This is a genomic window from Clostridium sp. UBA2485 (assembly GCF_002341865.1).
Taxonomy (GTDB): domain Bacteria; phylum Bacillota; class Clostridia; order Clostridiales; family Clostridiaceae; genus Clostridium_J.
The window spans coordinates 92,088-105,541 of the sequence record NZ_DDOV01000038.1 but is presented as its reverse complement, the minus strand read 5'-3'; the positions used below and the strand labels follow the sequence as shown (position 1 = coordinate 105,541).

At 27.3% G+C, this 13,454-nt stretch carries 13 protein-coding genes; 8 read left to right on the top strand and 5 right to left on the bottom strand.

All coding sequences use genetic code 11. The features are described from left to right. Positions 1 to 158 precede the first annotated feature (158 nt). A complete protein-coding gene (gene tet, locus B3603_RS07145; RefSeq protein WP_291562536.1) occupies positions 159 to 2,114 on the top strand; it encodes a tetracycline resistance ribosomal protection protein in 1,956 nt (651 codons plus the stop codon). A gap of 192 nt (positions 2,115 to 2,306) precedes the next feature. On the opposite strand, the gene B3603_RS07140 is transcribed toward tet, so the two are convergent. Next, positions 2,307 to 2,903, bottom strand: a complete 597-nt coding sequence (locus B3603_RS07140) for a superoxide dismutase (protein WP_291562533.1) — start codon at positions 2,901 to 2,903, stop codon at positions 2,307 to 2,309. Between the two features lie 645 nt (positions 2,904 to 3,548). Here B3603_RS07140 and B3603_RS07135 point away from each other — a divergent pair. Genes B3603_RS07135 through mntA form a run of 3 tightly spaced genes read left to right on the top strand, consistent with a single transcriptional unit; the run spans position 3,549 to position 4,264 of the window. Continuing rightward, the gene (locus B3603_RS07135) at positions 3,549 to 3,689 is read left to right on the top strand and encodes a hypothetical protein (protein ID WP_291562531.1); all 141 of its coding nucleotides are present in this window, start codon (positions 3,549 to 3,551) and stop codon (positions 3,687 to 3,689) included. 4 nt (positions 3,690 to 3,693) lie between these two features. Then, positions 3,694 to 3,960, top strand: a complete 267-nt coding sequence (locus B3603_RS07130; protein WP_291562528.1) for an HI0074 family nucleotidyltransferase substrate-binding subunit — start codon at positions 3,694 to 3,696, stop codon at positions 3,958 to 3,960. A gap of 4 nt (positions 3,961 to 3,964) precedes the next feature. Continuing rightward, positions 3,965 to 4,264 (top strand): type VII toxin-antitoxin system MntA family adenylyltransferase antitoxin, encoded by a 300-nt coding sequence (gene mntA, locus B3603_RS07125; RefSeq protein ID WP_291562525.1) that lies wholly within the window; start codon positions 3,965 to 3,967, stop codon positions 4,262 to 4,264. A gap of 372 nt (positions 4,265 to 4,636) precedes the next feature. Here the strand turns inward: mntA and B3603_RS07120 are convergent, their stop codons facing one another. Then, entirely contained in the window at positions 4,637 to 5,128 is a 492-nt protein-coding gene (locus B3603_RS07120) for a CarD family transcriptional regulator (protein ID WP_349676797.1), read from the bottom strand. A gap of 924 nt (positions 5,129 to 6,052) precedes the next feature. Between B3603_RS07120 and B3603_RS07115 the strand changes: the two genes are divergently transcribed. The 4 genes from B3603_RS07115 (at position 6,053) to B3603_RS07100 (ending at position 10,740) form a co-directional block, all read left to right on the top strand. Then, complete coding sequence (locus B3603_RS07115; RefSeq protein ID WP_291562521.1) at positions 6,053 to 7,219, top strand: bis-aminopropyl spermidine synthase family protein; 1,167 nt, start codon at positions 6,053 to 6,055, stop codon at positions 7,217 to 7,219. A 117-nt stretch (positions 7,220 to 7,336) separates the two neighbouring features. Continuing rightward, entirely contained in the window at positions 7,337 to 7,747 is a 411-nt protein-coding gene (gene speD / locus B3603_RS07110; protein ID WP_291562519.1) for an adenosylmethionine decarboxylase, read from the top strand. 625 nt (positions 7,748 to 8,372) lie between these two features. Next, entirely contained in the window at positions 8,373 to 9,266 is an 894-nt protein-coding gene (locus B3603_RS07105; protein WP_291562517.1) for a D-alanine--D-alanine ligase, read from the top strand. 13 nt (positions 9,267 to 9,279) lie between these two features. Next, the gene (locus B3603_RS07100; RefSeq protein ID WP_291562515.1) at positions 9,280 to 10,740 is read left to right on the top strand and encodes a PLP-dependent aminotransferase family protein; all 1,461 of its coding nucleotides are present in this window, start codon (positions 9,280 to 9,282) and stop codon (positions 10,738 to 10,740) included. Positions 10,741 to 10,891: 151 nt separating this feature from the next. Here the strand turns inward: B3603_RS07100 and B3603_RS07095 are convergent, their stop codons facing one another. The 3 genes from B3603_RS07095 to B3603_RS07085 all read right to left on the bottom strand — a co-directional run bounded on the left by B3603_RS07095 (position 10,892) and on the right by B3603_RS07085 (position 13,341). After that, positions 10,892 to 11,242 carry a hypothetical protein gene (locus tag B3603_RS07095; protein ID WP_291562513.1) on the bottom strand — a complete coding sequence of 117 codons (351 nt, stop codon included), beginning with the start codon at positions 11,240 to 11,242 and terminating at the stop codon, positions 10,892 to 10,894. A gap of 175 nt (positions 11,243 to 11,417) precedes the next feature. Next, the gene (locus B3603_RS07090) at positions 11,418 to 12,428 is read right to left on the bottom strand and encodes a 3-oxoacyl-ACP synthase III family protein (RefSeq protein ID WP_291562512.1); all 1,011 of its coding nucleotides are present in this window, start codon (positions 12,426 to 12,428) and stop codon (positions 11,418 to 11,420) included. Between the two features lie 301 nt (positions 12,429 to 12,729). After that, positions 12,730 to 13,341, bottom strand: a complete 612-nt coding sequence (locus B3603_RS07085; RefSeq protein ID WP_291562509.1) for a hypothetical protein — start codon at positions 13,339 to 13,341, stop codon at positions 12,730 to 12,732. Between the last annotated feature and the right edge of the window lie 113 nt (positions 13,342 to 13,454).

The following is a 13,454-nucleotide window of genomic DNA, read 5'->3' as shown; positions in this document are numbered from 1 at the left end:
GAGCATGTTACACCTTATCTGCATAGTAGGAAAACCGTGTTCTAAACACGGTATTTTTATACCTATTTTTGCTATGTTTATATTTAGGTTATATAATTATGAGGCTGTAAATGGGCGTGTGTTCATTTGCAGCTTTTTTATTTAAGGAGATAATATATATGAAAATAATTAATATAGGAATTGTAGCTCACGTTGATGCTGGAAAAACAACTACAACAGAAAATCTTTTATATTACAGCGGAGCTATAAAAGAAATTGGTAGAGTTGATTTAGGTAACACACAAACTGATTCAATGGAGCTTGAACGTAAAAGAGGAATTACTATTAAGTCATCGGCTATATCATTTATGTGGAATGATATTAAAATAAATATTATTGATACCCCAGGACATGTAGATTTTATTTCAGAAGTAGAACGATCATTAAGCGTATTGGATGGAGCAATACTAGTTGTATCTGCAGCAGAAGGTATACAATCTCAAACAAGAATATTATTTAATACACTAAAAGCACTTAAAATTCCAACAATAATATTTATAAATAAGTTAGATAGAGTTGGAGCTGATTATAATAAAATAATAGGTGAGATAAAAACCACCATGACTAGTAAAATAGTTAGTTTGCAAAAGGTTAAAAATGAAGGATTCAAGGATGTTTTTTTAAATGATTTATTTGAGGAAGATATAATTGATGATGATATAATTAATGTTTTATCAGATTTAGATGAAGCTTTTTTAGAAGCATATATTGAAGAAATAGAATATGATAAAAAAGATATACAGGAAAAACTTTCATTCTATTCAAAGCAAGGTAGCTTATATCCAGTGCTTTGTGGTGCTGCATCAACAGGACTTGGCATTAAAAATTTATTAGATGGAATTTGCAGCTATTTGCCATTTTCTAGTGGAGATAATAATAATGAGTTATCTGGAGTAGTATTTAAAATTGAAAGAACAAATATAAAAGAAAAAAAAGTATATGTAAGGTTATTTCAAGGGCAAATATCTGTAAGAGATACAATTAGTGTACCTAGTAAGGATATGGTAGAAAAGGTTAAAAAAATTAGTGCGCTAGAAAATGGCAAGTTTGTTGAAGTATCAACTATAAAAGCTGGAGATATAGGAATATTATATGGCCTTAAGAGTTTTCAAATAGGTGATGTTATAGGAATTAAAAATCAGAAAATAAAAAATACATCTATAGCTAAACCAACATTGAAAACTACAATTTCTGCTATTAATAAAGAAGAAAATAGAAATTTATTTAAGATACTAGCACTACTTGCAGAAGAAGATCCTCTATTAGAGATAGGAACAGATGACAATCAGAAAGAAATATATATTAATTTATTTGGTGAAGTTCAAATGGAGATATTAAGTGCTATCTTAGAGGATTCTCATGGAATAAAGGTAAAGTTTTCAGATATTCAAACTATTTATAAAGAAACTCCGAAAGGTATTGGCACATCTATAATTCGTATGCAGGAAGAATTAAATCCTTTTTGGGCAACTGTTGGTTTAAAGATAGAGCCTTTACAAAGAGGAGAAGGGCTTAGGTATGTTTCAGATGTTTCAACAGGATCAATACCAAAATCTTTTCAAAATGCCATTGAAGAGGCAGTAATTAAAACAAGTAAACAAGGATTATTTGGCTGGGAAGTTACTGATATAAAAGTTACACTAATTTATGGAGAGTTTAATAGTGTTATGAGTACTCCAGCAGACTTTAGAAATGTAACGCCGATGGTATTTATGGAGGCATTATATGAAGCTAAAACAGATTTATTAGAGCCTTTACATGAATTTGAACTTAGAATTCCTAAAAATGTTTTGAGTAAAGCTATTTGGGATTTAGAAATTATGAGTGCAACTTTTGAAAATCCTATTGTTATTGATGAAGAAGTTTATATAAAAGGGCTTATTCCAGTAGAAAGTTCAAAAGAATATAAATTAAAAATAGCATCATATACTGGGGGTAAAGGGATGTTTATAACAAAATTTTATGGTTATCAAAATACAGAGTTTAAGGAATATAAAGTACGTAAGAAAACAACTTATGATCCTTTAAATAAAAAAGAATATTTACTTCATAAATTAAATGCAATTAGAGATTAATTTATATTGTAAGAATAAAAACTGATAAAATAATTCGAAGAATATATATTCGTAGATGATAAGAAAAAAATCAAATTAAAGGTATTAGTAATAGAAATAAAGAACCTAGAAGAGTCAGCACAATTTTATAGCTAATAGAAATAAAAACCTGAAGGTGTAAAAACTTCAGGTTTTTATTAAAATTTATAGTGTTTATTTTTTACTAGCAAGTTTAAATCTTTCATTTACAGTATCCCAGTTTACTATGTTCCACCAAGCTTCTACGAAGGCTGCTCTTTTGTTCTGATATTTTAAATAATATGCATGTTCCCATACATCTAGAATTAATAAAGGTTTAACTGCCCATTGGGTTAAATCCTGATGTTTTTCTGCAGTTAATATTACTAATTTTTGAAACATACAATTCCAGCATAGTATAGCCCAACCAGAGCCTTCCACTGCAACAGCTGCTGCAGAAAATTCTTTTTTAAAGGTTTCAAAGTTTCCGAAATCTGTATTTATTTGGTTTAATATTTCGTCTTTAGGTTCTCCACCATTAGGAGCCATGTTTTCCCAGAATAATGTATGTAATATATGACCTGCTCCGTGAAAAGCTAACTCTCTTTCATAGTGTTTAATTAGTGCGTAGTCACCTGTTTTTCTACATTCTTCAATTTTCATCTCTGCATTATTTAAACCATCTACATAAGTTTTATGATGAAGATCGTGATGTATTTTTAAAGTAGCTTCATCATAATGAGGTTCTAGAGCATTATATGCATATGGTAAATCTGGTAAAGTATGAGCCATTTTATCACCTCTTAAATTATAATTTTAGGCGTCTGAAATAAAATAACTAGCAAAGGATGCAATGAATAGCTTATATCAAACAAGGTATAGTTTCCATTTATAGTTGTGTTTATTGCTAAATTATTACAATAATAATATGGCAAAACACATTAGCATACTAAGTAGTTATTTTTGAAGATGCCCTATGTATCTATTATTACTCTTAGCTTATTTTTTATGCATAATCAAGTTTGTCACAAATGATAAAGTATAGGAACAGATAAACTATACTTTATTTTAAGAAATTCATTAAGTATGGGTTTTATATTGATCTTATTGAATAAAAGAAAAGGTGAAAAAAGAATTAGGAAATAAGGTCCATTTACCAGGAAATACAAAAAAATACCTATAAAAAGACGTAATACACTATTAAATACACCAATATAGTTTATTTACACTAGGTTAGATAATTTGATATTTATATTTAAGAAATAATAATCTATTTTATAAAAAATAATATGATATAATATCAGTAAAATAGTCAATAATTTAATATATAGCTATAATACTGTATAGCTTATAAGAGTAATAATAATATTAGAGTTATTATAGATTTTATTTCATAGTAATATAATAAAAATTTTAAATCTTGGAAGGAGAATTAAATTGAGTGGTATATTGGATAAGTATAATGAATCAATCACTTTAACATATAACTATACTTTTAGAATGTTAATTCATTTAAAGAATATTAGAGACAATTTTAATAATATAAATAACCCTGATGAAATAACTAAAGAAGTATGAAACATTGGAAGATTTAACATGGAAGTTATTATCTAAAATATTTAAGGCATCTGGATTAGAAATAAATAATCCTAGAGGATGCTATAAGCAGGCATTTAAAGAAGGATTAATTGATGATATTGATGTTTGGAATGATATTTTATTATCAAGAAATTCTACAGCACATATTTATGATGAAAAAGATTATGAGGAAATCAAGAATAATATAATAAATCAATATATCGATGCAATAGAAAAATTATTAAACAATATTTCAAATGAAATGATGTGATAAAATGTATGGAATTAATGGGAAGGTATATGAAAGTTTAATTAAGTATTTTAGAGATAATAGTAAAATACAAAAAGTGATTTTATTTGGTTCAAGAGCCAAAGGCACAGAAACTATAAATTCTGATATAGATATTTGTATAGAATGTACTAAAGAAAAAAGAGGAACTATTGTAGAAGAAATAAATGATATAATAGGTATATATTCCTGTGATATTGTTTTTCTTGATTCACTAAATGAAGAAATAAAAAAGCAAATTTTTAGAGATGGAATTACTATCTATGAATCTACAAGTAGTCTTTAAAAAACAATTAATATTAAAAAACCTCATTTATAACTGTTACGGAAAACCGTACCATAAATAAATGAGGTCTTTTTAATATATTAGTATCAAATTTTCATATAATTTTCACATGAGAAAATTATATTATATTTTAGATAATGTTTTTACATCTTTGTTCTATTATAATGAGTATGTGACTATATAGGAAATACATAAAAGAACTAAGAATGAAGGTCGTAAGTCGAATAGATTACATCTGATATACCTAAACTATCTAAAAAGTGGACAACATAAAGTTTAAAACTATATCAAAGAAGGTTATAAGATAGTTATTTATATAAATATAAACTGATATAAATTTTTATATTTATATAAAAATTTATTATAGTGTTATTAATCAATAATGGAATCTAATAAATCATTAGCTTCATCTTCAGTAATTTTTTTAATTAAAATTATCTCATCAATTAGAAACTTTCGTGCATTCGTTAGCATTTGACTTTCGCTTGTGTTAAGAGCTTTTTCTTTATTTATCTGCGTTAAGTTGTAGACTACCTCAGCACCATCTTTTAAGGAGCCTGTTTTAATCTTATCCATGTTAATTTGATATCTTTGCTTAGAATTAAGTGGTTCAGTTGGCTCAGTTGGCTCTGATTCCTTATCATTAAGATTAAGCAATACGTTTTTTAGAGTAGAATCATCACTAATTAAACGTATATTTGAATTAGACATTCTCCATGATGGAATCATTATTTCCATATTGTTTGTTAACATTTTTATTATATAGTATTGTTGCTTCTTTCCTTGGAAATCTTTCTCCTCTATACCTTGAATTACTCCTGCACCTTGCATTGGGTAAACAATCTTATCACCAATCTCAAACAAATAACTCGCCTCCATATATTGTATTCTTTATATTAAGTATAACACATATAAGATTTTTTATCAAACTTATAATAATATCACAGGCTATATAATCATGTCAATATGATAAAATGAAAAAAAATTCAAAGTTTAAATTACAATTAATGGAATAATATGGTGATATATAACTATATTATTTCTTTGAAATAACATAGTAGTAGTTTATAAATTATGAACGATATTAACCAATAAATTTACATAAAATGTTTTGGAAATAAATCCACACATTGTGTGTTATATTTTTATATGCTATAATGAAAAGCATATAATTAAGCATTAAAATTTAAAAATGAAATTAAGGAGAGTGCTTTATGAGTGTAGGTGTTTTTAACTAACTAATTGAATAGTTATTTCTTAAAAAATTTAAAAAAACCTGATATATTACAGGTCTATTTGTTGATGAATTTTTTAAGAATAAGTTAGAACACGGATAGCATTCAACCTTATTATATATGTTATTAAACCGTGCTTTTGCACGGTATTTTTATACCCAAAAGGGAAATTGTATATTTTTTACTATAGATTTTGTAATTATTATATTAATATATAGCACTATTTGCTTAAATTCATAAAAGAATTTTTAAGTATATAGGGTATTGTTTTAGTATATATTCTATGGTTTTAAGTGATACTATTTAACATATACGACTTAAAAGGCTGTAGTGACTTGATGTTGCTATAGCCTTTTCTTATTTCTCTATCTAATGTTTCTAACTTGGCTATAGGGTTAGGCATCTTTAAAAAAATAATAAACCAGTGTGTTAGCCTATTTTCTATCATACTGCGTTGTTAGATATAAAATATACTAACATCTTTAGTTTATTATTTTCTTTCATATGCCTGTATATTTTAAATTATTGATATTTGAGAGAGAGGTAGATATTAATGGAAAATTATTTAGAAACTGTAAATAAGAATGTAAATATAGATGAAGGAATACAAGCTATAACAAATACATTAATTAATATATATTTTAAAGAAGGTATTTCTACAAAAGAATTAGCTAGAAAAAATTTTTTACCTATCCCTGTAATTACAGCTATAAAAAAAGAACTGATTAAATGTGATTTAGTAGTTCAAGATAGAGGGGTAAGACTTACTAGGAAAGGTAGAGGCTTTGTAGAACAAAATCTAGGCTTTTATGGATTGAATATAGAGTTATATACGAAATTATTTTCTGAATCATGGAAGGATATTAAAGAAATTAATGAAGTAAAAAAAGCTTTAAATGAAATATTTATAAATCGTCCCCAGGCTGACGTTACTATAGATCAATCAAAATGTACAGTTGATACTGCTATAAAAAGAGCAGTATTATGTCTTAGAAACTCTGCATTGATAGGGAAAAGGATTTTATGTATAGGTGATGATGATTTAGTAAGTATAGCTTTAGGATTTTTATTAAAGAAGCTATTTAATGATATAAGATACAGTAAAACAAAAATTTTTGTTATGGATATTGATAATAGAATTCTTGATTATATAAGTAGTATAGCTAAAAAGGAAGAACTACCTATTAATTGTGAGTATGTAGATTTAAGATCCCCATTGTCAGAAAGTTTCAAGGGACAGTTCGATTGCTTTTTCACTGATCCACCATATACTCTTCAAGGAATGAACTTATTCCTTTCAAGAGGACTTGAAGCTTTAAAAAATGAAAGTGGTCTTAACATATTTCTTTCTTATGCACATAAGTCGCCAGAATTTGAGCTTAATATGCAAAAATACTTTGTTGATATGGGACTTATGGTTTCAGAAATATTAACTGCATTTAATGATTATGATGGTGCAGAAATAATTGGAAATATAGGACAGATGATTATTCTTAAAACTACTAGTAGTAGTAAATCTTTAATAGAAAACTGTTATCAAGAGCCAATTTACACTGGGGAATTAAAAGTAACAGTTCGCTTCTATAAGTGCAAGGAATGTGGAGAAATAATGAAAGTTGGATTTTCGGAGAGGTTTAATACTATAGAAGAGCTAAAAGAAAAAGGCTGTTATAAATGTAATAATAAAGTATTTCAGCTTATTGAGAAAAGAAAAGCGTAATACTAATAAATAATGGAGATTAGAATGAGTTTTACAAATTCATTTATGATATATCTTCAGTATTATTAATGATTAAAGTTATTTAAATATTTAAGCTGATATTTAGAAGGAGAGATTATGATTAAATTAGAGCAACTTGGAAGACATATTTTAGTAGAATATTATAATTGCGATAAAGAAATACTAAATAGTTATGATAAAGTTGAAGAATATATGTTACAGGCGGCAAAAGAAGCTAATGCTACAGTGGTGGCAAGTACATTTCATATGTTTAATCCTTGGGGCGTTAGTGGAGCTGTTATTATTCAAGAATCACATTTAACTATTCATACATGGCCTGAATATGGATATGCAGCTGTGGATTTATTTACTTGTGGAGATACAGTTAATCCTTGGAATGCATTTGAATACTTAGAAAAAAATTTAAAGGCGGAAAAGGTAGATTATACAGAAATATCTAGAGGAATAGTAGATCGTATTCGCAAAAATGCTAAAGAAGATTTAGGAGAAATTAAATTTAAGCCTTAAATTAGGAAAATTTTAAAAATAACTAGTCAGTATGCTATCATACTGACTAGTTATTATATATAGATAAATTATCTTAAAAATTAATGTATAGCTGAATATAGCTACACTCTTGAGTATTTCAATTCACAACTATGGTGGAAATTAGTTTTAATNNAATCAAACTAATTTCTTTAACTCACTTTTTTACTAGCAATATAATTGATAGTTTTTTTGTAGGGGTGAATATTGTTCGCCAGTTATTTTGTTCATCTAGTATCACTTAATTCTGCCACCATGGTTATATGAATATGATTTGGTATAATAATATATTTATTAACTTTGATATGAGGATAATAGAAACTGATTTGAGTTTTATGGAGAACACTGTTCTCCGCTACAGTTAATCAATTTTAAATCTCTTAGCTTTTGCTGAGAAATATCCATAATTGTGAATTGTGAGCTGTGCATTGTGAATTCGATAATTGTTAACCGTCGATTATCAATTTTATACTGATATGAATTTAAATATTTCAATAAAGTGATTTTTTAATCCACCTTATAAGTAAATTCCTTATAAGGTGGTGCTTATCTGATTTATAGTGATTTCATATAATTAAAGTAAGAAAAATTATATGGAGTGATTGATATGAAGATTGGAGTATTGATGGGAGGAGTCTCTTCAGAAAGAAAGATTTCTATACTTTCAGGTAAAGAGATATTAAATAATCTTGATAAGAGTAAATATGAGGTTTTACCTATAGTAATAAATTCAAAAGAGGAAATAATAGAAAAGGTTAAAGGAGTAGATTTTGTATTTATTGCCTTGCATGGAGCCTTCGGAGAAGATGGAATAGTACAAGGAGTATTAGAGAGTATATCCATGCCATATTCAGGTTGTAATGTTCTTACTAGTGCTCTTTGTATGAATAAAAACCAAACTAAAAGGATATTAAAAAGTGAAGACATAATAGTTCCACCAGGTATTATAGTTAATGATACAAATCAATTACCAATGAAAATTATAGAAGATTTTGGTTATCCCATGGTGGTTAAGCCTAATAACGGAGGCTCAAGTATAGGAACATTTCTAGTAAATAATAAAAAAGAACTTAAAGATGGCATTTTAAAAGTATTACAATATGATAATGAGATATTAATTGAAAAATATTTAAGAGGACATGAATATACAATACCAATGTTAAATGGAGAGATATTGCCAATAATAGCTATTAAAGCTAGAAATGAACTTTTTGATTATAATTCAAAATATGAGGATGATGGTGCTGAAGAAACTATTGCATCATTACCTTATGAACTAGAGAAAAAGATGAAAGAAATAGCAAAGCAATGTTGGCATATATTTAATTGTAAAGCATATGTGAGAATTGATATCATAGTAAGTGAGGGAGTTCCATATGTGTTAGAATTAAATACTTTACCTGGAATGACAAAGAATTCCCTTTTCCCAAAGAGTGCAGAGGGCGCTAATATGAAATATAGTGAGTTATTAGATAAAATCATTGAATATTCGCTAGCGTGAAAGGAGAAAATTTTTGATTTTTTCATCATTTAAAATCAATAATGAACTACCAATATATATACAAATTGAAGAGCATATAAAAGACAGTATAGCAAAAGCACTTCTTCAAAAGGGAAGTAAACTACCTTCTACAAGAGAAGTCAGTGAGATGCTAAATATAAGTAGAAATTCAGTAGTTACAGCTTATGAAAATTTAGAAAGTAATGGTATTGTTGAAACTTTAAAAGGCAAAGGAACTTTTATAGCTATAGAAACAAAGTTAGTAAGTGGAGAGTTCAACATTGATTGGAATTCTAAGATTAATAATTATGGGAGCACTTGTAGAGCTTTAGACATAATTAAAACTGAACTACCTTGGAAAAAAGGAATGATTTCTTTTAAAAGTATTGCTCCAGAAGAGAATTTATTTGATTTAGAGGAGTTTAAAAGGGCTTTTTTAAATGGATTTTCTTTGGAAGGAGATAAGCTATTAAATTATGGCTATGCTAAGGGATATAGACCATTAATAGAGTATCTTATGGATTATATGGAGGAGAAAGGAGTTAATACAAAAGGAAAAGAAATATTAATAACTAATGGATTTACTGAGGGTTTCGATATAGCACTGAGTTCTTTAACAGTGCCAGGAGATATGATTATTTGTGAAAATCCCACTCATAATACCGCTTTAAAGATTATGAAGGCTCACGGACTAAATGTAATTGGAATACCTGTGACTTTTGATGGAATTGATACTAGAATATTAGAAGATACTTTGCAAAGTAATTCTGTAAAATTATCATATATTGTTCCTTCATATCATAATCCTACTGGTGTTGTTATGAGTGGTGAGAGAAGACAGGAAGTATTTAGGGTTTTTCAAAAGTACGGGGTACCTATAATAGAGGATGGTTTTAACGAAGAATTATTATATTCTGGTTCTCATCTTCCATCAATAACATCACTTTGTACAAAAGGTAGTGGAGTTATTTATATTGGAAGTTTTTCTAAAATACTTTTTCCCGGATTAAGGCTAGGCTGGATTTTTGGGGATGCTAAATTGATAGATACATTAGAGAGTGTTAAAAGAGCTAGAACTATTCATTCTTCATTTCTTGATCAAGGGGCATTTTATCATTATATGAAAAGTGGGGCTTTTAATAGATATGTAAAGAAAATTAGAAAATACTATGGATATAAGTATGAATTTACCTTAGAACAAGTAAAAAGATACATTCCTAATGAATATATAATGGGACAGGGAGGACTCCATATATTTATAAAACTTCTTAACGGACTTAGTTCAAGAGTTGTACTTGGGGAGTGTTATAAAAAAGGAGTGGTATTTACACCAGGAGATATATTTTATACTGATGATAGCGGTACAGATACTATGAGACTGGGCTTTTCAAGAGTTAATGAAGAGGATATAAAGAAAGGAATAAAAATTATTGGTGACGTAGTTAAAGAGTTAATTGAGGAAACTAAAAATTGAGGTAACTTAGTAATGTTTAATCAAAGTTTAGAGCTAATTATAATAAATACTTTGAAATGAAATAACTAGTCAAGTATGTTATCATAATTGGCTAGTTATTTTTAAAAGATATTTAAATATAAAAGAATTATTAACCTTAGTATATGTAAGATTAACTATTTAAAAATTTTTCAGCATCATTTATATTATCAAAAAGGCTTTCTTGATCTTCTTCAAATGCTCTCTTTACTTGCATTTTCAATACAGCAGAACTCATTATAAATGCAGCTTTTTTATATCCTTTCGCTTTTGCATAGGCTTTGCTTTCGTTAAGTTTATCATTGATTTCAGGAAGAACCGCTGTAGTCTTTGATAAATCAGTACAAATTTTAAAATTTGGACCTGTGCTATCTACAGCTTTTTTGAAGTCCACTACATAATTATTAGCTTCCTCCATTTTCATGTTTCCCTCAACCACAACATAAATACAGTTTTTTAATTTATCATATCTTATTTTGTACATCTAAAATCCCCCTCGTATGAATAAAAATTATTAACTATTCAGATAATTTTCAGCCTCTTTAACATTTTTAAAAATATTACCTGATTAATTAAATGGTTTTGATAAATTAATATTAAAAACCTCACTATTTAAAATAACAGCAACTTTATATAATTTTTTTCATCTTCTAAAATTATTATAATTTTATTATTGCAGCAATGTGATTTTCGCCTGCACCTGAAGATGTAATTAAAAGGGTTTGACCTTCTTTAAGTAATCTTTTTTCTTTAGCCTCATAAAGAGTTACTGGTACTGAAGACGAAGCAAGATTTCCATATTTACGGAAGGTTTGATACGAACGTTCTTTAGGTATATTTATTGAATCTCTCCATGCATCATGAGCCCAATCAGCTGGTTGATGAGAGAAAAACATATCAATATCTTCTGAAGTCATATTAGCTTTTTTAAGTGTTTTTTCAAGAATTTCTTGCATTATATCAACAGAGTTCTTTCCCACCCCATTTGTTTTAATAGGATTAGTTGTAAAGAATGGTCTTAGTGGAGATGGTTCAAAGAATCTTCTTCTTTTCTGATTTAAAGGCATTCTTTCAGCAAGTGTAAATGCATCATGATAATAACCATCAGAATTGCAGCAAGATGCAACATATCCTCTTCCTTCAGGAACTTGTCCCATAACTATAGCACCAGCTCCATCTCCTGCATATAGGCTTAAATAATCTGAGTAATCGAGAATTCTTGAATGAAATACAGAAGTTACGATTAAGATATTTTTAAATTCGCCCATTGCTATTAAATTAGATGCAGTGGTAACCATTGTAACAAAACTTGAACAACAAGTATCAATATGCCAAGCACCTGCATTTTTTAAACCTAATTTATATTGAACTAAACTTGCATTACTAGGAATTATTTCATCTTGAAGCATAGAATGAACCATGACAAGATCAATATCGTCCTTTGAAATACCAGCATCTTTAATAGCTACTTCTGCTGCTTTAACTTCTGCGTCTGAAGGCAGCATATTAGCTGGAAACACTCTTCTTTCATCTATTCTTTCAAAGGGACTTTTTCTACCTTCAGGTAAATTTACTATTTCGATATTTTCCCAAAAGTCATTTTTTCTAATTTCTTCTGGAATATATGCGCCTATTCCTAAAATTCCAGAAGGCACGATTTCTTTTAACATTTAATTACCTCCCAACTGTTGTAAAAAACTTAAAAATGTAGTAATAATGTATAAAATATAAATATTACGCATTATTATATTTTATATATTTATTCTACAAGTTATTTTACATTCCTTTTAAAAATTACCTTAAATTATATAATTTTACAACAAATATCGACTATATTTATCAATATTATCTATTGGACAAATATTGTATAATTAAATTTTCAAAAATATTCATATTATTTTTAATTATTTAAAGATTAAATTTAATATTTATAAAGAAAACCTTATAGGATGCTCTACAAGGTTTAATATATTAGTTACCCCAATCTTTGAATTTAAAGAAAGGAAATTTTAGTGATAAAGAAGATAAATAAAAGTTTATTTCATTTTCTAAGACATAATCATTATTGCCAAAGAAGAGAGCAGGATTATTTTCAAGAAGATGTAGAGTTATAAGGATATATAAATTTAATGGAGTTACATTTATTGTAGCTGTATATAAGGGTAGAATAGCATTGGTGTTTGTTATAAAAAACGCTATAGAAGCATTGATTTCGTCATCAACGGATATGTTATTACTTAGAACTTTATGAATAAAATCATTAGCTACTTTATTATTATGAATTATAGAATTATTATCGTATTCAATAATGTCATTCTGAATTTGGCTTATATAAAGACCTATTATAAAATTTGAAATACTTATCTGGAGATTAGAAGAAATTGTTATCATATTATTGTTATTATTATTATTATTATTATTATTTGAAGGGTTTACACTTAAAAAACAGTATATTCTATTAAAATTACGATATAATAATTTACCATCTTTTATTAAAGGATTAGAGTTATTTAAGAATTGAGCGCAAGGAGGTATTTCACCTTCAAAAGCATTACAGTTATAGCATCTACAGAATTTGCGCATATAGAGCCTCCATAAACTTGATAATGTTATATAATATGATTTAAAACATATAATGACATATTTTAGTAAGCAATTAATTAGTGATTAAAAAATAACTAGTTAGTATTAATAAC

Bases quoted from the DNA above. Each gene is read 5' to 3' on its own strand.
- tet (WP_291562536.1), top strand. From the start codon at position 159: ATGAAAATAATTAATATAGGAATTGTAGCTCACGTTGATGCTGGAAAA.
- B3603_RS07140 (WP_291562533.1), bottom strand. From the start codon at position 2,903: ATGGCTCATACTTTACCAGATTTACCATATGCATATAATGCTCTAGAA.
- mntA (WP_291562525.1), top strand. From the start codon at position 3,965: ATGTATGGAATTAATGGGAAGGTATATGAAAGTTTAATTAAGTATTTT.
- B3603_RS07115 (WP_291562521.1), top strand. From the start codon at position 6,053: ATGGAAAATTATTTAGAAACTGTAAATAAGAATGTAAATATAGATGAA.
- speD (WP_291562519.1), top strand. From the start codon at position 7,337: ATGATTAAATTAGAGCAACTTGGAAGACATATTTTAGTAGAATATTAT.
- B3603_RS07105 (WP_291562517.1), top strand. From the start codon at position 8,373: ATGAAGATTGGAGTATTGATGGGAGGAGTCTCTTCAGAAAGAAAGATT.
- B3603_RS07095 (WP_291562513.1), bottom strand. From the start codon at position 11,242: ATGTACAAAATAAGATATGATAAATTAAAAAACTGTATTTATGTTGTG.
- B3603_RS07090 (WP_291562512.1), bottom strand. From the start codon at position 12,428: ATGTTAAAAGAAATCGTGCCTTCTGGAATTTTAGGAATAGGCGCATAT.
- B3603_RS07085 (WP_291562509.1), bottom strand. From the start codon at position 13,341: ATGCGCAAATTCTGTAGATGCTATAACTGTAATGCTTTTGAAGGTGAA.